Origin of the sequence: Cryobacterium sp. (assembly GCF_026786305.1) — a bacterium.
Classification (GTDB): Bacteria; Actinomycetota; Actinomycetes; order Actinomycetales; family Microbacteriaceae; genus Cryobacterium.
The window spans coordinates 1-18,760 of the sequence record NZ_JAJAYI010000045.1 but is presented as its reverse complement, the minus strand read 5'-3'; the positions used below and the strand labels follow the sequence as shown (position 1 = coordinate 18,760).

Below are 18,760 nucleotides of genomic sequence, written 5' to 3'. Positions count from 1 at the left end.
TGGTGGTGACACTCCAGGAGCGTCACCGAGCACTTACAGTCTGTACCACCGTTCCCGCCCGCACAGTCGGCATTTACGAGGACAGACCGACCTGTGGTTGCACCCACCCTGCCCCCACCCCGTTCAGCCGCCCTGTTTCCAGGCCCGGGCCCGGAACAAGAAGACGGGGCGAAACCGGGGGCCTAGCCGCTGAAGCCGCGCCAGCGCCCGGCGCCCGGGTGCACCGGCCGGCGAATGGAGCGCTGGTTCTGCTGCCACGCACTCTGGTGGTGTTCGGGCGCGGCCCGACGCTCGTCGGATTCCTCCCGCAACAGACCCCGGATGAGCGCGCTCACCGCCGACACTTCGGTGTCACTCACGCGGGTGGTCACAAAAACCAGCTCCGACGGGTCGAACTCTGAGGGTTTGGTCGTCATTAGAGGGGAATGTTTCCGTGTTTCTTGGCGGGCAGGGTCGCCCGCTTGGTGCGCAGGGCCCGCAACGCCTTGATGATCGACACTCGCGTGGCGGCCGGCTCGATGATCCCGTCGAGCTCTCCGCGTTCCGCGGCGAGAAACGGGCTGGCCACGTTGTAGGTGTACTCGTTGGCGAGGCGCGTGCGCACGGCGGCAACATCTTCGCCGGCCTGCTCGGCCGCCTTGATCTCGGCGCGGTAGAGAATGTTCACGGCACCCTGGCCGCCCATGACGGCGATCTCCGCGGTCGGCCAGGCCAGGTTGATGTCGGCGCCGAGCTGCTTGGAGCCCATCACAATGTACGCGCCGCCATAGGCCTTGCGCAGAATGACGGTGACGAGCGGCACGGTGGCCTCGGCGTAGGCGTACAGCAGCTTGGCGCCACGACGGATGATGCCGGTCCACTCCTGGTCCGTGCCGGGCAGAAAACCGGGCACGTCGACGAGGGTGAGAATGGGGATGGAGAATGCGTCGCAGAACCGCACGAAGCGCGAGGCTTTCTCGCCCGCCTCAATGTTCAGCGTGCCGGCCATGGCGTTGGGCTGGTTGGCGACGATGCCGATCGAGCGACCCTCGACCCGGGCAAACCCGACGACGATGTTCGGTGCATACAACGGCTGCGTCTCGAGAAAGTCGCCGTGGTCAACGATGTGCTCGATGACCGTTTTCACGTCGTAGGGCTGGTTGGGCGAATCGGGGATGATCGTGTTCAACCCGCGGTCGGCATCCGTTGTTTCGAGCTCCACCTCGCTGTCGAACACGGGCAGCTCGGCCAGGTTATTGTCGGGCAGGTAGCTGAGCAGGGCGCGGGCGAAGTCGAGCGCGTCGGGCTCGTCGCTCGCGAGGTAGTGCGACACGCCCGACACCTTGTTGTGGGTGAGGGCACCGCCGAGCTCTTCCATGCCCACGTCCTCGCCCGTGACGGTCTTGATCACGTCGGGGCCGGTGACAAACATCTGGCTGGTCTTGTCGACCATGATTACGAAGTCAGTCAGGGCGGGGGAGTAGACCGCGCCGCCGGCGGCCGGGCCGCAGATGATGGAGATCTGCGGAATGACGCCGGATGCAGCCGTGTTGCGGCGAAAGATCTCGCCATACTTGCCGAGGGCGACGACGCCCTCCTGAATGCGCGCTCCGCCGGAGTCGAGAATACCGATGATGGGCACACCGGTTTTGAGGGCCAGATCCATCACCTTGATGATCTTTTCGCCGGCGACCTCGCCGAGCGAACCGCCGAAGATGGTGAAGTCCTGCGAGTATACGGCCACCTGGCGGCCGTGAATGGTGCCGGTTCCGGTGACAACGGCGTCGCCGTACGGCCGCTTCTTCTCCATGCCGAAAGCCACGGTGCGGTGCCGCACGAACTCGTCCAGCTCCACGAAGGAACCCTGGTCGAGCAACAGATCGACGCGCTCGCGAGCGGTCATCTTGCCCTTGGCGTGCTGCTTCTCGATGGCGGTGGCCCCGCTGGCGGTCACGGCTTCGTGATAGCGCAGCTTGAGGTCGGCGAGTTTTCCCGCCGTCGTATACAGGTCGGGTGCCGCGGCGGGCGTCTTGTCAATCACCGTTTCACTCTACCGGCACCCTTGGGCCGCTCCCCGTTGACGATGTTTAACAACTTTGCCCCGTGACACTGCACGTTTCCCCCTCTGAATGCCCGCTTGTGCGGGCCTCACTCCTGCAGCCTGGCCAAAAACGGCCCTCAATGCGTGATTTGCGGCCAGATTCGGGAGAATTGCAGGAGACACACCACGAGAGGGTACCCACGATGGAGTTTTCGCTCAGCCGCACCGAGGTGAGCCGGTTCGAATACCGTTCCGAGGCCGCCTCCACCAACGACGTGCTCAAAGAACGTGCCGTAGCGGATGCCGCCGCCTGGCCCGACCTCTCAGCGGTCGTCACCGACAACCAGACTCAGGGGCGTGGCCGGCTCGGCCGTGTCTGGCTGGCCCCGACCGGCAAAGCCCTGGCGATCTCCGTGCTCCTGCGTCCGCGCACCCCCGCCGGGGACTCGTTGGCACCGCATCAGCTGGGCTGGTTTCCCCTGTTGGCCGGCGCCGCCATGACGCGGGCCGTGCGCGGCGTGGTCGAGGCCAGCATGCAGCCGGTCGAGGGCGTGAAAGAGGCCGAGGATCCCCGCCATGATGTCACCCTCAAGTGGCCCAACGATGTACTCATCGACGGCTACAAGGTGTGCGGCATTCTGTGTGAGCTGCTGCCCGACGCCTCCGGAATCATTATCGGCGCCGGCCTCAACCTCTCCCTCGACGAACACGACCTGCCCACCCTCACCTCCACCTCACTGCTGCTGGTCACCCGAACCGCGCCCGACCCCGATAAAGTGCTCGCCGCCTACCTGCACGAACTCGTCGCGCTGTACCGGGCCTTCGTCGGCGCCAACGGCGACGCACAACGAAGCGGCCTGCACGCCGATGTCTCCGCGCTCTGCGGCACCCTCGGCAGCGTCGTGCGGGTGCAACTGCCCGGCGGCACCGACCTGGTCGGCACCGCCACGGGCATCGACGCCGAGGGCCGCCTGAACGTCGTCAACCAGGACGATGGCGAAGACCGGTCTGTCGCCGCCGGGGATGTCACCCACCTGCGGTATTAATAGATCTAATGAAGAAGAAACAGAAGCCGAGCGAGCAGAACGACCCGCACGAGACCGAGCCCTCCGGCTATGCCCGTGAGAGCCGGCCCGAGAAGGTGGTCGCCCGCCTGCGCCCGCATGCCCGGGTGTTGGCCTGGCCGACGCTGCTTCTGTTCGCCCTGGCCGGCGCCACCGGCTACTTTTTTGGCAACCTGCCCGAGCCGTGGCAGAACGCGGCCCTACTCGCCGGCGCCGTCGTGCTCGCCATTCTCGGCTGGCTGCTGCCGCTCGCCGCCTGGCTCACCAAGCGCTATACGATCACCACCCGCCGCATCATCTTTCGCCACGGATTCTTCGTGCGCACCCGCCAGGAGCTGCTGCACAGCCGTGGCTACGACGTGAGCGTGCGGCAGAACTGGTTGCAGACCGGGTTCCACTCGGGCACGGTGCTGATCAATTCGGGGCTGGAGCATCCGCTCGTCTTGAAAGACGTGCCCAACGCCGACCTCGTGCAGAGCGTGCTGCACGACCTCATGGAGAAGGCGAGTACCGTCATGGGTTCGCGCCGGCAGGAGCAGTCGGCCCCCGCCCGCGAGTCAGCGTTCTGGGGTCGCCGCTAGCCGAATAGCACCGGTACGAGTGGTCGCCGCACCGGTGACAACAGGAACACCGATGCCAGCGGATGCCCCGCCCGCGACGGGCGCACCGTTCCGGCTCGGTGCGAACACCCAGTAGCGGTACAGCGTGAAGCGGAACACCGCGCCGAGCAGCAGGCCCACGACGTTGCCCGAGATATTGTCGGCGAGAACACTCGTGTAGCCGAGCACATAGTGGCTGAACCACAGGCAGGCGATGCCGATGCCCATGCCAACGAGGCTCACCGCGAGAAACTCCAGCCCCTCGCGAGCGGTGTGGTTCTGCCGGTTCTTGCTGAAAGTCCAGTAGCGGTTGCCCAGCCAGTTCACCAGAATGGCCAGCACCGTGGAGATGACCTTGGCGTAGATCGGGCCGGCGTGCACGTCGGCCGAATCCAGCACGGTGGTGCGCAGCAGGTTGAAGACGGTGAAGTCCACCACGAAGCCCAGCGCACCGACGGCGCCGAACTTGAGGCCCTGACTCAGAAAGCTGAGCAGGCGCTGCTTCAGGGTGATCGACATGCATCCGTCCGACGTGTGGGTAAAGTAGGAAAGCACTGAAGTCTCGCAGTCTACGGCGTGCGAAAATTCCCGGGCTGAGTATCCACATACGTTTTGCTGAACGCTTGCATAGAAAATGGTGAACAGATGGCTCTGACCGTCGGTGTGATTGGCGCAGGCCAGCTGGCCCGCATGATGATCCCCGCGGCCGTGAGCCTCGGTATTGAGCTGAAGGTTCTCGCCGAAGCCGACGGTATGTCCGCCGGGCTGGCCGCCGTCAGCGTGGGTGATTACCGCGACCTGCCCACCGTACTCGCCTTCGCGAAGACCGTCGACGTGATCACCTTCGACCACGAACACGTGCCGCAGGAGATTCTGCGTGAGCTCGTGCGGGAAGGTGCCACCGTGCATCCCGGCCCCGACGCCCTGCTCTACGCCCAAGACAAACTGCTCATGCGCGACAAGCTCGCCGAACTCGGCCTGCCCGTGCCGGACTGGGCGCGCATCACCGATGTCGCCGGCCTGGCCGACTTTTTGAGCGACCACGGCGGCTGCGCCGTTGTCAAGACCGCCCGCGGCGGCTACGACGGTAAGGGCGTGCGCGTGGTCAGCCACGAACACGACGTCGACGACTGGTTTCTGGCGCTCGCCGAAGACGGCAACGGCGGCGCCCTGCTGGTCGAAGAGCTCGTGCACTTCAGTCGTGAGCTCGCCCAGGTTGTCGCCCGTCGCCCGAGCGGCGAAATCGCGGTCTGGCCGGTCGTGGAGACCGTGCAACGTGACGGCGTCTGCGCCGAGGTCATCGCGCCGGCCCCCCAATCCATGGGGCGTCTCGCCGAGGTCGCCACCGACATCGCCATCGCCGTGGCCGAGGGCATCGGCGTCACCGGGGTGCTGGCCGTTGAGCTGTTTGAGACAACGGATGAGCGCCTCCTCATCAACGAGCTCGCGATGCGCCCGCACAACAGCGGTCACTGGTCGATTGACGGGTCCACGACGAGCCAGTTCGAGCAGCACCTGCGGGCCGTGCTTGACCTGCCGCTCGGCGCGACCGGTGCCCGTGACCCGTGGACGGTCATGGTGAACATCTTCGGCGGACCCGCGTCAGGCTCGCTGGCCGACCGGTATCCGGCTGCTCTCGCGGAGCATCCGCTCGTGAAGGTGCACAATTACGGCAAGGCCAGCCGGCCCGGTCGTAAGGTTGGCCACGTCACCGTGGGCGGCGACGATCTCGACGAAGTTGCCTACCAGGCGCGCGCCACTGCACAAATCTTTCAGGACTGAGCAATAGGATCGACTGCGTGCCAGAGAACACCATGCCCGAAAACGCCGTGACATTCAGCGTGCCCACGACGCTGAGCGCGCCGCTCGTCGGCCTGGTCATGGGCAGCGACTCCGACTTCACCGTCATGAGCGCCGCCGCGCAAACCCTGAAGGACTTCGGGGTGGCGCACGAGGTGCAGGTTGTCTCCGCGCACCGCACCCCCGAAAAGATGCTCTCCTATGGTCGCAGCGCACAGGCTCGCGGGCTCAAGGTGATCATCGCCGGAGCCGGGGGAGCCGCGCACCTGCCCGGCATGCTCGCTGCCATGACCACGCTGCCCGTGGTCGGGGTGCCCGTTCCGCTCGGGCTGCTCGATGGCCTCGACTCGCTGCTGTCGATAGTGCAGATGCCGGCCGGTGTGCCGGTCGCGACCGTCTCCATCGGCGGGGCGACGAATGCCGCGCTCATCGCGATCAAAATTCTCGCCACGAGCGATGACACCCTGCGGCTGAAGCTCGAAGAATATTCCGTACAGCTCGCAGACCTGGTCGAGCAGAAGAACCGAAACCTGCAAACGCGATTATGAGTAGCGCGACAAGCCGGGGCAGTGCGACAAACCAGGGCAGGGTGACAGACCCGATCCGGCACCCGAATGTGGGCTCCGCACGCATTATGACGACGCGTGCGTGGTGGCTTGTGGTTCTGAATTTTGTTCTCCCCGGTTCGGCCCAGGTCCTCGCCGGCAACCGACGGCTCGGCCGCTTTGGCCTTGGCGCCACCCTCACTCTCGTGGTCCTCGCGATCACCGCCGGCGCCGGCTACCTGTTCTGGCCCGAAGTCGTGCTCACCGTGTTCACCAACAGCATTGGTTTGTGGGCCGCCGCCGCCGTGTTTGCGTTCTACGCCATCACCTGGCTCGTGCTCACTATCAACACCCTCAGCCTGATCAACCTGATCAAGGCCGCGCCCGGCGCCCGTCCGCTCATTGCCGCGTTCTCGGCGGCGCTCATGGTCATCGTCTGCGGCACCGCCGGCTATGGCGCGTTCGTCGCCACATCGGCGAGCGGATTTCTCTCCTCCGTCTTCGTCGCCGGGCCGAGTGAACCTCCGGTCGACGGCCGCTACAACATTCTGTTGCTCGGCGGTGATGCCGGCGCCGACCGTGACGGCCTGCGCCCCGACAGCATCTCGGTGGTCAGCATCGACGCGTCGACCGGCCAGGCCACGACGATCAGCCTGCCGCGTAACCTCGAAGACGTGCCGTTCTCGAAAGGGTCGGCGCTCGGCAAGCTGTACCCCAAGGGCTATGGCTCCATCGACGGATGCGACGTGTCGGCGTGCATGCTCAACTCCATTTATACGGAGGCCGAGTTGAAACGGTCGTTCCTCTACCCTGACGCTGTCGCGCAGGGGAGTAACCCGGGCATTCAGGCGACGCTCGAGGCGGCGCAAGGCATCACCGGACTCACCATTCAATACTTCGTGCTCATCGACATGCAGGGCTTCTCCGACCTCATCGATGCCCTCGGCGGCGTTGACATCGACGTGAAGAACCGGGTTCCGGTGCACACCGACGAGACTTTCACCAAGGTGTTGTTCTGGTTTGAACCGGGCATGCAGCACATGGACGGCTACCACGCCCTCTGGTTCGCCCGTTCCCGGCACGGCACGAGCGACTACGACCGCATGCAACGCCAGACCCAGATGCAGGAGGCCCTGCTCGCGCAGGCCAGCCCGGCGAATGTGCTCGCAAAGTTTCAGGGTGTAGCCGCCGCCGGCACCCGCGTCGTGAAAACCGATGTGCCCCAGGGCATGCTCGGCTACTTCGTGAACCTCGCCGCCAAGACCAAAAAACTCCCGGTCATCTCGGTGCCGATGATTCCCGAGAACGGCGTCGACCCCGAAAACCCCGACTACGTCGCCATCTCGGCCATGGTCGCCGCGGCCCTGGCCCCACCGCCCACCGCCACTCCGGCCCCGTAGCAGCCTCGTTCGAGCCCTCACACCCGTTGGTCGAGCCCATCTTCGTTGGTCGAGCTGTCGAGACCAGCCCTCGCGCGACCGTGGTCTCGAGCTCGGCCGATCACTGCGTGCCTCGCGTAAGCCGGCGTTTCCTGCTGAGAAAGCTAGTGTGTGGATACACTGAAAAAGTGAGTCTGTGCAGGGAGGCATCGATGACGAACGCCGATTTGGACGCGCGTGTCGCTGCCACGGTGCGGCGAATCCACTCGTTGGCCGGGGTGCCGCTCGTGTTTGGCGGCATCGTGCAACACCGCAGTCGACTGCAGTTGCAATATTTCGCCGGGGCAACTGTCGGCGCACTGTCGGGTGTGCAGGTCGACTCGGGGACCGGGCTCGGCGGCCACGTACTCGCGGTCAATCAGCCGATGGCCGTCGACGATTACCTCACAACCGGTCGATTCCGGCACCGGTATGACCGCTTTGTCGCGGCCGAGAACCTCCACGCCATGGTCGCCGTTCCCGTCATCGTCGCGCGGCGCCCAGTCGCCATCATCTACGGCGCCTCGCACGCCCAAGAGACATTCGGCTCGAAAGTCTTTGACGTCATGGTCGCCGAGGCGCGTGCACTCGAACAGCGCATCGCCGTTGATGCGGCGCTCGCGGAGCGAGCCGAGGAGGCGATCATTCTGGCCGAGGCGCCACACGGGGTGGCAATCGAGGAGATCTACAGCGAGTTGCGCGTGCTGGCAGCCTCGATCGCCGACGCGCCCACGCGGGCCGCGGTGCTGCGGGCCTGCGGGCGCATGATCGGGCGTGAGGGCGCGACATCCGTTCTCACGGCCCGCGAGGTCGACGTCGTGGCTGAGGTAGCGCTCGGACGGTCGAATGCCGACATCGCCGAGCGCCTGGGCCTGGCGCCGAATACGGTCAAGAGCTACATGAGAACGATCATGCAGAAACTGCAGTCCAACACCCGCTACGAAGCGGTGCGTGCGGCTCGACAGCAAGGCCTGCTGCCCTGATACCTACTTGGGAGGGTGCCCGGCCGGCGCCGACTGCGCCAGCCTGTACCCAAACCTCATCGGCACAGCGCTGTGCAACCTGAAGTCGTTCGCCTGCGCTCTGCCCCGAAAGACGGAGCCCCCATGGCCACTGTGTTGCAGACCAGCCAGCCGAGCACGACAACCGCCCGCTCGTCACTCTCGTACAGTCAGGGTGTCTCAACCGTGCCGCTGCTCGGCGAGACAATCGGCCAAAACCTGCGCCGTATCGCTGCCCGCTGGCCAGAAACGGATGCCGTCGTCGACGTTCCCTCAGCGACACGCCTGACTTATCACGAATTTGATCGCGCCGTCGATGACCTCGCACGCGCTCTCATCGCCGGCGGACTGCACCGCGGTGACCGGGTCGGAATCTGGTCGCCGAACACCCTGGAATGGGTGGTTCTGCAGTACGCGACCGCCCGAGCCGGCGTCATTCTGGTGAACATCAACCCCGCCTATCGTTCCCATGAGCTCCGCTATGCGCTGGAGCAGTCCGGCTGCCGCTGGCTGTTCACCGTCGAAGAGTTCAAGGGCAGCGACTACCGGGAGATGATCCGTGCGGTCGGTGGGCAGCTGCCCGCGCTGACTCGTTTGGTGTTCATCGGCACGAGCGACTGGCCTGAGCTGGTGGAGCAGGGTCGGGGGCACGACCTGGCCGCTCGCGAAGCCCAGTTGACCTTCGACGACCCGATCAATATTCAGTACACCTCGGGAACGACCGGGTTTCCAAAGGGTGCGACGCTGACCCACCACAACATTCTCAACAACGGCTTCTTTGTCGGTGAAGGCACCCGATACACCGCGCAGGATCGGGTCTGTATCCCGGTGCCGTTCTACCACTGTTTCGGCATGGTCCTCGGGAATCTGGCCTGTACGACGCACGGTGCCACGATCGTGATACCGGCTGCATCGTTCGACGCGGAGGCGACGCTGCGCGCGGTTGAGCTGGAGAAGTGCACCTCGCTCTACGGCGTTCCGTCGATGTTCATCTCCGAACTCGCCCTGCCGAACCTCGCGAGTTTTGACCTATCGACGTTGCGCACGGGAATCATGGCCGGTTCGCCGTGCCCGGTTGACGTGATGCGGCGCTGCATCGACGAGATGAACATGAACGAGGTCACGATTTGTTACGGCATGACCGAGACCGCGCCGGTGTCGGCGCAGACCGCCGTCGATGACCCCCTGGCCAAGAGGGTCGGCTCGGTAGGGCGCATCCACCCGCATATCGAGGTGAAGGTGATCAACCCCGAGACGGCCCTGCTCGTGCCCCGGGGTGAGCCGGGGGAGCTGTGCACACGCGGCTACTCGGTCATGCTCGGCTATTGGAACGAACCGACCAAGACAGCGGATGCCATTGATGCCGCAGGGTGGATGCACACCGGCGACCTGGCCACGCTCGATGACGAGGGGTATCTGAACATTGTCGGGCGCATCAAAGACGTCATCATTCGCGGTGGCGAGAACGTCTACCCGAGTGAGATCGAAGAATTTCTGTACACTCACCCCGACATTCTTGATGTTCAGGTGATCGGTGTGCCCGACGCGCATTACGGCGAAGAGGTCATGGCCTGGGTGATTCTGCGTGAGGGAGCCTCGCTCGAAACCGAGGAGCTGCGCGCGTTCTGCCACGATCAAATCGCCCACTACAAGATTCCCCGTTACGTGCACGTCACCGACGCTTTTCAGATGACGATCACCGGCAAAGTGCAGAAGTACCTGATGCGTGAGCAGTCCGTACTTCTCCTCGGACTGCCCGCCGCATCGGCCACCGCGTGAGGTTCACCCACGCTGCTTGGCCGCGCTGGGTTTCATTCGGCGTTCGATGCCGGAAGGGGTTGCTCTGCACCACTTCGGCGAAAAGAGAACTTCTTGTGCCCGAAGAAGCTCAGCACCGTCGTCACCACGAGAATAATCAGCTGCGCGATCAGCGGCGGTACGTGGGCCACTTCAACCAGCAGCGGCAGCGCGGCCGCGTTGATGCCGATCGCCACCAGGTAGACGCTCACGAACCGGGCAAAGTCTCGCAGCAGGTGGCCGTGCACGGGAAATACGAACCGCCGGTACAGCACGAAGGCGAGGGTGATGCCAACCACGTACGACAGGGCGAGGCTCAGCAGATAGCCGAGGTGCACCCCCGCAAAAATCCACAGCGTGAAGGCTGAAAAGACCAGATACCCCACGATCGTGTTCGTGGCGCCGACCGCGAGAAACCGAACGCGCTGGTCTCCCACAAGTCGGCCGATGACGGTGCGCATGGGCTACAGATCCGCGTGCAGCTGCCAGACCCGTTCGGCGGAGTCCCGCCAGCTGAACGCCCGTGCCCTGTCTCCACCGAAGATGCTCATGCGGTTGCGCAGCACGCTGTCGCCGAGCACCCGGTTCACCGCCTCAACGAGCCGCGCCGGGTAATCCTTCCCGTTCGAGCGCTCCACCGCGACGCCGGCGTCACCCGCCGCTTCGACCAAAGCCGGGGCGTCAGAGTGAACGACCGGTGTGCCAAGTAGGAATGCTTCAATGATCGGCAGCGCGAAGCCTTCTTCCAGGCTCGGATAGACGAACACGCTTGCCCGGGCAATCACCACCGCCAGATCCGAGTCGCTCAGCCCCGACAACGCGCGCACGCGCCCCGGCGTCAGCCCGGCTTCATCGGCGACCGAGGCCAGGTCCAGCTCACCCCAGGTATCCGGCCCGAGCACGATCAACGGCAGGTCCGGCGCGCCCGGCAGCCCGAGCGCCGTGATCAGCGCCGTCACGGCCTTGCGCGGGTCCAGCGACCCCGAGGTCAGAATGTATTGCGACGGAAGCCCCAGAGCCTGCAGGCGCTCTTCCACGAGGGGAATAGCCGGCAGCATGAGCCCGCGGCCCACGGCGCCGCCGATCACGCGTACCCGGTCGCCCAGGTCCATGATCTCGGTCAGCTGCCGCGCCACGGCGTGGCTCGGTACGACAATCGCGTCGGCGTGCTTGCGGGCGCGTTTGAGCATGCCTTTGGTCCACGCCACGGTTGCTGGGGTCAACGACGACGGATGCGTCCAGGCCAGCACATCGTGCAGGGTCACCGCAATCTGGGTGCCGTCCTCAGCACGGTTGTGACGGCGCAGCGGGGCGAGTAATCCCGGCGCATGAATCAGGCCGGTGCCCGACGACGCGGTCACGCCGAGGGCCCACGCCGCGGCCAGCTCGCGGCGGGCCAGCGTCGTCTTGTGCAGGTTGGCCAGGCCGGGCAGCGCGGCCTCAATCAGTTCATACTGTGCGGGCGGCGACGACGAGACGATACCCTCAACGTTGCACTCGGCCGGCGCGGTCGCAATCAGCGCGCGGGTGAGTTCCTCGGTGTAACGCCCGACGCCGCCCGGAACCGGGGCGACCATCTGGTCGACGATTACCCGCAGAGTGATCATGCTGTCTCGAAGACCCCCGCAGCGAAGGCGGCGGCCTGGGCGTCCTGCCAGCTGCGCATCGGCGCGAGGCCGGCGGCAGCCCAGGAGGCGTGGCCGAGCACCGAATAGGCCGGCCGCGGCGCGGGCAGCACAAAGGCCGAGCTATCGGTGGGCAGTACGCGTTCCGGGTCGAGTCCGGCCAGGGCAAACACGTCGCGGGCCTGGTCGAACTTCGACGCGACGCCGGAATTCGTGCCGTGGTAGGTGCCGGCGGGCGCATCGGAGTCGAGCAGCAGCACGATCTGCGCGGCGAGATCCACCGTCCAGGTGGGCTGGCCGACCTGGTCGTTGACGACGCTCAGGCTGTCCCGCGCGGCAGCGAGCTTCAGCATGGTCTTGGCGAAGTTCGGGCCGTTCTTGCCATACAGCCAGGCGGTGCGCACGATGTAGCTGCGCGCGCCGGTCTCCGCCAGCACGAAGTCTTCGCCGGCGGCCTTGGTGCGGCCATAGGCCGAGATCGGGCTGTGCGGAGTGTTCTCGGTGTAGGGCGTGGTGGCGCTGCCGTCAAAGACATAGTCCGTCGAAATCTGCACGAGCTTTGCATGCAGAGCGGATGCCGCCGCCGCGAGGTTACGCGGCCCCACCGCGTTCACCTGGTAGGCCTCGTCTTCGTTCGTTTCGGCGTCGTCGACCTTGGTGTACGCGGCGGCGTTGATGATCACGTCGTGGCCCAGGGCGGCGGCCCGTACCGCGTCAAGGTCGGTCACGTCGAGGTCGTCGCGGCCGAGAGCCGTCACCTCGCGGCCAGCCAACGCCGTCTGCAGGTCGCGCCCCAGCATGCCGGTCGCGCCGGTAATCAGATAGCGGGTCATGCTAGTTCAGCGCCGCACGGGCCTTGAGCGGTTCCCACCACTGGCGGTTGTCGCGGTACCACTGCACGACGTCGGCGAGGCCCTGCTCGAACGAAACCTCGGGGGCGTAGCCGAGTTCGGCCTGAATCTTTGAGATATCCACCGAGTAGCGCAGGTCGTGGCCGAGACGGTCAGCGACGCGGTCAACGTATGACCAGTCCTTGTCGGTCGAGTCGAGCAGCAGCTGGGTGAGCTCCCTGTTGGTCAGCTCGGTGCCGCCGCCAATGTTGTAGATCTCGCCGGCGCGGCCGCCGACGAGCACCATGGCGATAGCGCGGGTGTGGTCGTCAACGTGCAGCCAGTCCCGAATGTTGTTGCCCTCGCCGTAGAGGGGAACGTGCAAATCGTCGATCAGGTTGCTCACGAACAGCGGAATGACCTTTTCGGGAAAGTGGTACGGGCCGTAGTTGTTGCTGCAACGGGTGATCGACACGTTGAGGCCGTGGGTGCGGTGGTAGCTGCGGGCGAGCAGGTCGCTGCCGGCCTTCGAGGCGGAGTAGGGGGAGTTGGGCTCGAGCGCGCGTTCTTCGTTCCAGGAGCCTTCGGCAATCGAGCCGTAGACCTCGTCGGTGGAGACGTGAACGAACCGGGCCAGTTTGTGGCGCAGCGCGGCATCGAGCAGCTGCTGCGTGCCCAGCACGTTGGTTTCCACAAAGATCGTCGAGTCCATCACGGAACGGTCCACGTGGCTTTCGGCGGCGAAGTGCACAACCGCGTCGAGCCCAGGAAACAGGGTGTCGAGCAGCTTGCCGTCGCGAATGTCGCCGTGCACAAAGGAGTAGCGCGGTGACTCGGCGATCGGAGCGAGGTTTTCAAGGTTGCCCGAGTATGTCAGTGCGTCGAGCACGACGACCTCGGCGCCCTCGAGGCCCGGATATTTGTCTTCAATCGTGCGTCGAACAAAGTTGGAGCCGATAAAACCGGCGCCGCCGGTGACGAGAATCTTCATAGAGGAGTAACCGTTCTGTTCGCTTCAGTGGCCTCCGTGATTCTACCGGACCCAAATTGGTAGACTGCCAAACGTGCAGATTCGAGAGCTCTCTATCCCCGATTCCTACGAGATCACCCCGAAGCAATTCTGTGACGACCGGGGAACGTTCCTCGAGTGGTACCGCTTCGACAAGCTCGAAGAGAAGGTCGGACACAAACTCGACCTGGCTCAGGCCAACACGTCGGTCTCCAAGCGTGGCTCGGTGCGCGGCATCCACTTCGCGGATGTTCCCCCGAGCCAAGCCAAATACGTCACCGCCGTGCACGGCGCCGTTCTCGACTACATCATTGATATTCGGGTCGGTTCGCCAACGTTTGGCCAGTGGGACAGTGTGCTGCTCGACGACACCGACCGCCGCGCCGTCTATATTGCCGAGGGCCTTGGGCACTGCTTCGTGGCGCTGACCGACAACGCCACCGTCAGCTACCTGGTCAACAGCACGTTTAGCCCGGGCCGCGAGCACGGCATCAACCCCGTCGACCCCGAGGTTGGCTTGGTCTTTCCGCCCCAAGCCGGCGAACTGCTGCTCTCACCAAAAGACACGGATGCCCCGAGCCTGGCCGAGGCCGTGGCAAGCGGCCTGCTCCCCACGTGGGCGGCAGCCCGCGCCTACTATGACATCCTCAACGACAGGAAATAACCCACTATGCGCGGAATTATTCTCGCCGGCGGTTCAGGCACACGCCTGTGGCCGATCACCAAGGGCATTTCGAAGCAGCTTATGCCAATCTATGACAAGCCGATGATCTACTATCCCTTGTCGACGCTCATGATGGCGGGAATAAAAGAGATTCTCGTCATCACGACCCCCGAATACAACGATCAGTTCCGCGCGCTGCTCGGCGACGGATCTGACATAGGCATCCGCATTGAGTACGCTGTTCAGCCGTCCCCGGACGGCCTCGCCCAGGCGTTCATCATCGGCGAGGACTTTATCGGCGACGACAGCGTCGCCCTCGTGCTCGGCGACAACATCTTCCATGGCGCCGGCCTCGGTTCAGCCCTGCGGGGAAACTATGAACTGGAGGGTGCGCGAATCTTCGCCTACCACGTCAGTAATCCCAAGGCCTATGGTGTCGTCGAGTTCGACGATAACGGGACCGCCATCTCCATCGAGGAGAAGCCGGCCAAGCCGAAGAGCAACTATGCCGTTCCCGGCCTCTACTTCTACGACAACTCGGTCATCGAGATCGCCAAGTCCATCGAACCGAGCGAGCGTGGCGAACTGGAAATCAGCACCGTTAATGAACGGTACCTGGCCGATGGCAAGCTGCAGGTGCAGGTGCTCGACCGCGGCACCGCGTGGCTCGACACCGGAACCTTCAAGTCGATGATGCAGGCCTCGGAGTACGTGCGCGTGATTGAGGACCGGCAGGGCTACAAGGTCGGCTGCATCGAGGAGATCGCTTGGCGCGCCGGCTGGATCGACTCCAAGCAGCTCGCCGTTCTCGCGGCCCCGTTGCAGAAGAGCGGCTATGGCAAGTACCTCAACGGGCTCGTCGCAGTCTGAGATTGGTCCGCTAGGACTGCGCGAAGAACTGCCCAGGATTGCAGTTGGCGAACTGTTTGGCCCGGGGAATTCCATGACACTTCGTCGTCAGGACATGCCTCGCAGCTTAATATTCCCTCTGTTGTGCTTTGGTCTGCGGGTTGCTCCGTGGCCGACCGCGTATGTTGCCATTACCGTGGTCCGTGCCGACGGGGCCGAGGTCGACGATCTCGCGGAGCAGTCGATCGTCGTCGACGACGAGGTGCACGGTGACGAAGCCTTTCGCTTCGGTGACATGTACTATCTGGCCCGACAACGAATTCCGAGGTTGATCTTATTCTGCCGGGATTTGATCGAGCCGCTTTTCGAGACGGTCCGCACCCGCGGTCCCGTGTTGCCGCAACGGCGCACGTCCGGGGTGTCATCTTCCGTGAAGTGACATAGACGACTGCGGGGGGTCTGCTGGTCGAGGGAGCGGGGGGGGTCCTTCGTGGTTGTAGTGCCAGTGGAACTCATTGCACAGCATCTGCATCTCGACTATCGCGGCGGTGGTGCCGCGGTAAACATAGAACTCTTCAAACGCGCAGTGGAAACGCTCAAGCTTTCCGTACGTCTGCGGGTGCCGGGGCCACGAGTTCAGTTGGTGCATGTTCAACCCGGTGAGGCTCTCCGGGCGGAACACCGACTTCTGCCCTTTTCTCGAGTTGAACTGCAGCCCGTTGTCGCTGATACGCTGCCGTGGTTCGCCATGCTCAGCGATCGCTGTCTCCATCGCCTTCCAAGCTGCGTGCGCGGTGAAGCGTCTGACCTCTGTCGCGCCGATCGCGTACCGGGCGTGGTCATCGAGCAGGTTAACGGATCCACACCTTCGAACCGTCGCCCCGAGCGGCCATCGTGCCGTCGATCTGCCAGCGGTCGTTCGGGCCTGGCGTTCGAAACGTTTCCATTCTTACGGCGCCCGATGCTGCTGCGAGTGGACTAGTTTTCAACCGTCGACTCTGAAGGGAATTCAACCGTCACTGACACACGTCAGTAATTCGCACCTGGCCAAGTCCGGACCGCTGTCCCCGAGTGGAGTCGGGGGCGCCGGCCCCACTCGAAGCGTGATCTAGCCTGTGGTGATCGACCAGGATCCGTTAGAGGTGATCTGGATTATCGACGGAGACGAGATCGGTGTTGTGCCCCAGTAATCGCCGATTGTGTTCACGAAAAGGTCAATTCCGGAAACCGGATCCGTTGCCCACACTACGAAATTAGATGATCCGTGGTTCGATATGGTGGCAAACGTTCCAGGATTCGTAAGAAAAACGACGTCATCTCCTGTTCCCGAAATGCTTGACTCAGCGGACCTGATCATGTCGAGGTCTAGAATCGACAGTGTCCAATGCCCGCTGGCGTGGACGACAATCTGGTCGTATTTCTGACTGTCCCAGTCCAGGAAACCGACGAGCATTCGACCAACCGGGTACGGCCCGATCTTGTTGATGAGCAGGTCATAACTCGAATTGGGTCCCTGGGCGTTGACGATCACGTTGGAGTCGCAGTCGGAACACGTGAACTCCACGATCTTCTGATCCGATGTCATGGACACAGGAATGACGGCGTCGCCTTGTCCTTGTACAACCTTGGAGGGCATCCACACGGTGATCCAAATGGGTCCAGGAGCGGATACGACCGTCTCCGTCGGCGCGGGAATCGAGTAGTCCCACGGGGCCCCGACGACGGTCGTGCAGTATGTTCCGGGAAGTAGGGAGATTCCAAAGCCGCCGTCAGACCATTGGTTGGTCGCAGTCGAGTTCTGCCACACGCCCTGACCTTGGGACACGCAGGAACCCTGGCGGATGAGGGCGGTCACGCCGTTGACGCCGTATCCCAGCGAGTTCTTGGCGACAAGGGCTCCGGAGATCGGTCCGGGAAGCCAGACCGTGACCCAATTGCCGTTTCCCGAGCTCATCTGAAACAGCGTGTTGCCGGTCGGCATGCCGTACGGGGCTGGAACAGCGAGGGTGACGATGCAGTATTGGCCTGGCGTGAGGCCGATGCCGAACGCGCCGTAGGCGCTCGGGGTGCTCCCGGTTGTGGTGCGCCACACGGCCGCCCCGGTACAGTCGCCCTGACGGATCTCGACGGTCGTCCCGGGGACGAGTTCGGAACTTTGGCCCTTGATCGAGACCGCTCCGGTCCCGATGCTCTCCGCGACCGCGGCTGTTGGGGCCACCAGCCCCAGGCCCGCAGCGAGGGCGAGCACCGCCAGAAGCGCTGTGACACGGGGGGCTGGGTTCAGCCTGGGTAAAAAAGCGCTCAACAACGTAGATTTATTGCGACGTGAATCCAACAATTTCTTCCCCTAGGTACTCGGCTGCGGAGTGTAGACACGCTTACAGTTCCAGCCTCGGACCGGCGTCGTCAACCCCCAGATCGAGCCAGTAATTCGCCTGCCGCTGCGGAAGATGTCAACCTTTATGAGTCAGTTTCTTTAGCCGGTCATTGAGTTCGTTCCTTCCTTTTCGGGTTCGTTGATCCACGTCTTCGTCGGGAATGTTGGCGGCTGCGGGAGCTTCCGAACGAAGCGTTCGGGGTGCTTGGCATAGGCGGTCGTCAGAACGCGGGCGCGGGCGTGCTGGATGGCGGGTGCGCGGCCGTGGTGGACGTTGAACGGGGTGTGCATTCCAATGCCCGAATGGCGATGTTCACCGTTGTACCAGTCGTAGAATTCGGTGCAGAATGAGCGTGCCTCGGCGAGGGTGTAGAACCGATCGGGGAACTCGGGCCGATACTTCACAATCGTGAAATGCGACTCGGAAAATGGATTGTCATTACTCGTATGTGGGCGGGAGTGCGACGTGGTCACGCCCAGGTCGGCAAGCAGAAACGCGACGGGTTTCGACGCCATCGAGGACCCGTTGTCGGAGTGGATCGTCAGCTGATCACGGCGAATGTTCTGCTTCTCGATCGTGTCGAGCAGGAGCCGCTCAGCCAGCTCGGCGGATTCCCTGGTGGCGACCATCCACCCGACGACGTACCGCGAGTAAATGTCGATAATCGTATACAAGTGGAAGTACGACCATTTGGCCGGACCCTTGAGCTTCGAGATGTCCCACGACCAGGTCATGTTGGGTCCCGTCGCGATGAGTTCGGGCTTGATGCGTGCCGGGTGCTCGGCCTGAGCACGACGCTCCCCGGTCTCGCCGTGGGCGCGGAGCAGACGATACATCGTCGCCACTGAGCACAGGTATGTGCCCTCGTCGAGGAGGATCGCCTGGATCTCCGCCGGCGCCTTATCCACGAACCGCTTGGACCGCAGCATCTCCAGAACAGCGGCGCACTCCAGCTCGGTCAGCGCGCGCGGCTGCTTCGCCGGCTCCGGCCGGGGCCGCGGCGATGACGGTGGTCTTGGCGACCGCGGGTGTTGGCGGTAGTGCGTCGCCCGCGACCGGCCCACGGCCCGGGGGGGGGCGCCCCCCGCCCCCCCCGCGGCGCCCGCGGGGGGGGGGGGGGGGGGGGTTTTTTAGGTTGTTTTTTGAGGGGGTGTGTGGGGT

At 64.2% G+C, this 18,760-nt stretch carries 20 protein-coding genes; 11 read left to right on the top strand and 9 right to left on the bottom strand.

The features are described 5' to 3' along the window. Positions 1-182: 182 nt before the first annotated feature. Both LH475_RS04835 and LH475_RS04830 read right to left on the bottom strand, forming a co-directional pair. Positions 183-416: an acyl-CoA carboxylase epsilon subunit gene (locus tag LH475_RS04835; protein ID WP_196844405.1), complete on the bottom strand. Its 234-nt coding sequence runs from the start codon at positions 414-416 to the stop codon at positions 183-185. Next, positions 416-2,020: an acyl-CoA carboxylase subunit beta gene (locus LH475_RS04830; RefSeq protein ID WP_297413005.1), complete on the bottom strand. Its 1,605-nt coding sequence runs from the start codon at positions 2,018-2,020 to the stop codon at positions 416-418. The genes LH475_RS04835 and LH475_RS04830 overlap by 1 nt, the downstream gene beginning before the upstream one ends. A 203-nt stretch (positions 2,021-2,223) precedes the next feature. On the opposite strand from LH475_RS04830, the gene LH475_RS04825 reads away from it, so the two are divergent. Continuing rightward, positions 2,224-3,066: a biotin--[acetyl-CoA-carboxylase] ligase gene (locus LH475_RS04825; RefSeq protein WP_196844404.1), complete on the top strand. Its 843-nt coding sequence runs from the start codon at positions 2,224-2,226 to the stop codon at positions 3,064-3,066. Positions 3,067-3,074: 8 nt separating this feature from the next. Then, positions 3,075-3,665 carry a PH domain-containing protein gene (locus LH475_RS04820; RefSeq protein ID WP_196844403.1) on the top strand — a complete coding sequence of 197 codons (591 nt, stop codon included), beginning with the start codon at positions 3,075-3,077 and terminating at the stop codon, positions 3,663-3,665. On the opposite strand, the gene LH475_RS04815 is transcribed toward LH475_RS04820, so the two are convergent. Continuing rightward, complete coding sequence (locus LH475_RS04815) at positions 3,642-4,202, bottom strand: GtrA family protein (protein ID WP_196844402.1); 561 nt, start codon at positions 4,200-4,202, stop codon at positions 3,642-3,644. The genes LH475_RS04820 and LH475_RS04815 overlap by 24 nt on opposite strands. Before the next feature lie 126 nt (positions 4,203-4,328). Here LH475_RS04815 and LH475_RS04810 point away from each other — a divergent pair, with 126 nt between their 5' ends. The 5 genes from LH475_RS04810 (at position 4,329) to LH475_RS04790 (ending at position 10,226) form a co-directional block, all read left to right on the top strand. Then, on the top strand, positions 4,329-5,465 hold the full coding sequence (locus LH475_RS04810; RefSeq protein ID WP_196844401.1) for a 5-(carboxyamino)imidazole ribonucleotide synthase: 1,137 nt from the start codon (positions 4,329-4,331) through the stop codon (positions 5,463-5,465). 32 nt (positions 5,466-5,497) lie between these two features. Then, positions 5,498-6,031 (top strand): 5-(carboxyamino)imidazole ribonucleotide mutase, encoded by a 534-nt coding sequence (gene purE, locus LH475_RS04805; RefSeq protein WP_196844470.1) that lies wholly within the window; start codon positions 5,498-5,500, stop codon positions 6,029-6,031. 110 nt (positions 6,032-6,141) lie between these two features. After that, a complete protein-coding gene (locus tag LH475_RS04800; protein WP_297413004.1) occupies positions 6,142-7,428 on the top strand; it encodes an LCP family protein in 1,287 nt (428 codons plus the stop codon). A gap of 191 nt (positions 7,429-7,619) precedes the next feature. Then, the gene (locus LH475_RS04795) at positions 7,620-8,429 is read left to right on the top strand and encodes a LuxR C-terminal-related transcriptional regulator (protein ID WP_196844399.1); all 810 of its coding nucleotides are present in this window, start codon (positions 7,620-7,622) and stop codon (positions 8,427-8,429) included. Positions 8,430-8,552: 123 nt separating this feature from the next. Beyond that, on the top strand, positions 8,553-10,226 hold the full coding sequence (locus LH475_RS04790) for an AMP-binding protein (RefSeq protein ID WP_196844398.1): 1,674 nt from the start codon (positions 8,553-8,555) through the stop codon (positions 10,224-10,226). A 32-nt stretch (positions 10,227-10,258) separates the two neighbouring features. On the opposite strand, the gene LH475_RS04785 is transcribed toward LH475_RS04790, so the two are convergent. From LH475_RS04785 to rfbB, 4 genes are read right to left on the bottom strand one after another with little or no spacing between them, the layout of a single operon-like run. Continuing rightward, positions 10,259-10,705, bottom strand: a complete 447-nt coding sequence (locus LH475_RS04785; RefSeq protein WP_297413003.1) for a GtrA family protein — start codon at positions 10,703-10,705, stop codon at positions 10,259-10,261. A 3-nt stretch (positions 10,706-10,708) separates the two neighbouring features. Then, positions 10,709-11,851 (bottom strand): glycosyltransferase family 1 protein, encoded by a 1,143-nt coding sequence (locus tag LH475_RS04780; RefSeq protein ID WP_297413002.1) that lies wholly within the window; start codon positions 11,849-11,851, stop codon positions 10,709-10,711. Continuing rightward, complete coding sequence (gene rfbD, locus LH475_RS04775) at positions 11,848-12,702, bottom strand: dTDP-4-dehydrorhamnose reductase (RefSeq protein WP_297413000.1); 855 nt, start codon at positions 12,700-12,702, stop codon at positions 11,848-11,850. Before rfbD ends, LH475_RS04780 begins: the two co-directional genes overlap by 4 nt. A 1-nt stretch (position 12,703) precedes the next feature. Continuing rightward, the gene (rfbB, locus tag LH475_RS04770) at positions 12,704-13,690 is read right to left on the bottom strand and encodes a dTDP-glucose 4,6-dehydratase (protein ID WP_297412999.1); all 987 of its coding nucleotides are present in this window, start codon (positions 13,688-13,690) and stop codon (positions 12,704-12,706) included. 73 nt (positions 13,691-13,763) lie between these two features. Here rfbB and rfbC point away from each other — a divergent pair, with 73 nt between their 5' ends. From rfbC to LH475_RS04750, 4 genes are all read left to right on the top strand, one after another. Next, the gene (rfbC, locus tag LH475_RS04765; RefSeq protein ID WP_297412998.1) at positions 13,764-14,372 is read left to right on the top strand and encodes a dTDP-4-dehydrorhamnose 3,5-epimerase; all 609 of its coding nucleotides are present in this window, start codon (positions 13,764-13,766) and stop codon (positions 14,370-14,372) included. A gap of 6 nt (positions 14,373-14,378) precedes the next feature. Continuing rightward, positions 14,379-15,242, top strand: a complete 864-nt coding sequence (gene rfbA, locus LH475_RS04760) for a glucose-1-phosphate thymidylyltransferase RfbA (RefSeq protein WP_297412997.1) — start codon at positions 14,379-14,381, stop codon at positions 15,240-15,242. Between the two features lie 73 nt (positions 15,243-15,315). Further along, entirely contained in the window at positions 15,316-15,660 is a 345-nt protein-coding gene (locus LH475_RS04755) for a hypothetical protein (protein WP_297412995.1), read from the top strand. Positions 15,661-15,726: 66 nt separating this feature from the next. Then, the gene (locus LH475_RS04750) at positions 15,727-16,203 is read left to right on the top strand and encodes a hypothetical protein (protein WP_297412993.1); all 477 of its coding nucleotides are present in this window, start codon (positions 15,727-15,729) and stop codon (positions 16,201-16,203) included. A gap of 126 nt (positions 16,204-16,329) precedes the next feature. Here the strand turns inward: LH475_RS04750 and LH475_RS04745 are convergent, their stop codons facing one another. Beyond that, positions 16,330-17,526: a hypothetical protein gene (locus LH475_RS04745; protein ID WP_297412992.1), complete on the bottom strand. Its 1,197-nt coding sequence runs from the start codon at positions 17,524-17,526 to the stop codon at positions 16,330-16,332. 171 nt (positions 17,527-17,697) lie between these two features. Next, on the bottom strand, positions 17,698-18,663 hold the full coding sequence (locus LH475_RS04740; RefSeq protein ID WP_297412991.1) for an IS3 family transposase: 966 nt from the start codon (positions 18,661-18,663) through the stop codon (positions 17,698-17,700). Between the last annotated feature and the right edge of the window lie 97 nt (positions 18,664-18,760).

What these genes read in the sequence shown, in the direction of transcription:
- rfbD (WP_297413000.1), bottom strand. Translation starts at nt 12,702, where the DNA reads ATGACCCGCTATCTGATTACCGGCGCGACCGGCATGCTGGGGCGCGAC.
- LH475_RS04785 (WP_297413003.1), bottom strand. Translation starts at nt 10,705, where the DNA reads ATGCGCACCGTCATCGGCCGACTTGTGGGAGACCAGCGCGTTCGGTTT.
- LH475_RS04755 (WP_297412995.1), top strand. Translation starts at nt 15,316, where the DNA reads ATGACACTTCGTCGTCAGGACATGCCTCGCAGCTTAATATTCCCTCTG.
- LH475_RS04835 (WP_196844405.1), bottom strand. Translation starts at nt 416, where the DNA reads ATGACGACCAAACCCTCAGAGTTCGACCCGTCGGAGCTGGTTTTTGTG.
- LH475_RS04825 (WP_196844404.1), top strand. Translation starts at nt 2,224, where the DNA reads ATGGAGTTTTCGCTCAGCCGCACCGAGGTGAGCCGGTTCGAATACCGT.
- LH475_RS04810 (WP_196844401.1), top strand. Translation starts at nt 4,329, where the DNA reads ATGGCTCTGACCGTCGGTGTGATTGGCGCAGGCCAGCTGGCCCGCATG.
- rfbA (WP_297412997.1), top strand. Translation starts at nt 14,379, where the DNA reads ATGCGCGGAATTATTCTCGCCGGCGGTTCAGGCACACGCCTGTGGCCG.
- LH475_RS04790 (WP_196844398.1), top strand. Translation starts at nt 8,553, where the DNA reads ATGGCCACTGTGTTGCAGACCAGCCAGCCGAGCACGACAACCGCCCGC.
- LH475_RS04815 (WP_196844402.1), bottom strand. Translation starts at nt 4,202, where the DNA reads ATGTCGATCACCCTGAAGCAGCGCCTGCTCAGCTTTCTGAGTCAGGGC.
- LH475_RS04820 (WP_196844403.1), top strand. Translation starts at nt 3,075, where the DNA reads ATGAAGAAGAAACAGAAGCCGAGCGAGCAGAACGACCCGCACGAGACC.
- rfbB (WP_297412999.1), bottom strand. Translation starts at nt 13,690, where the DNA reads ATGAAGATTCTCGTCACCGGCGGCGCCGGTTTTATCGGCTCCAACTTT.
- purE (WP_196844470.1), top strand. Translation starts at nt 5,498, where the DNA reads ATGCCCGAAAACGCCGTGACATTCAGCGTGCCCACGACGCTGAGCGCG.
- LH475_RS04780 (WP_297413002.1), bottom strand. Translation starts at nt 11,851, where the DNA reads ATGATCACTCTGCGGGTAATCGTCGACCAGATGGTCGCCCCGGTTCCG.
- LH475_RS04795 (WP_196844399.1), top strand. Translation starts at nt 7,620, where the DNA reads ATGACGAACGCCGATTTGGACGCGCGTGTCGCTGCCACGGTGCGGCGA.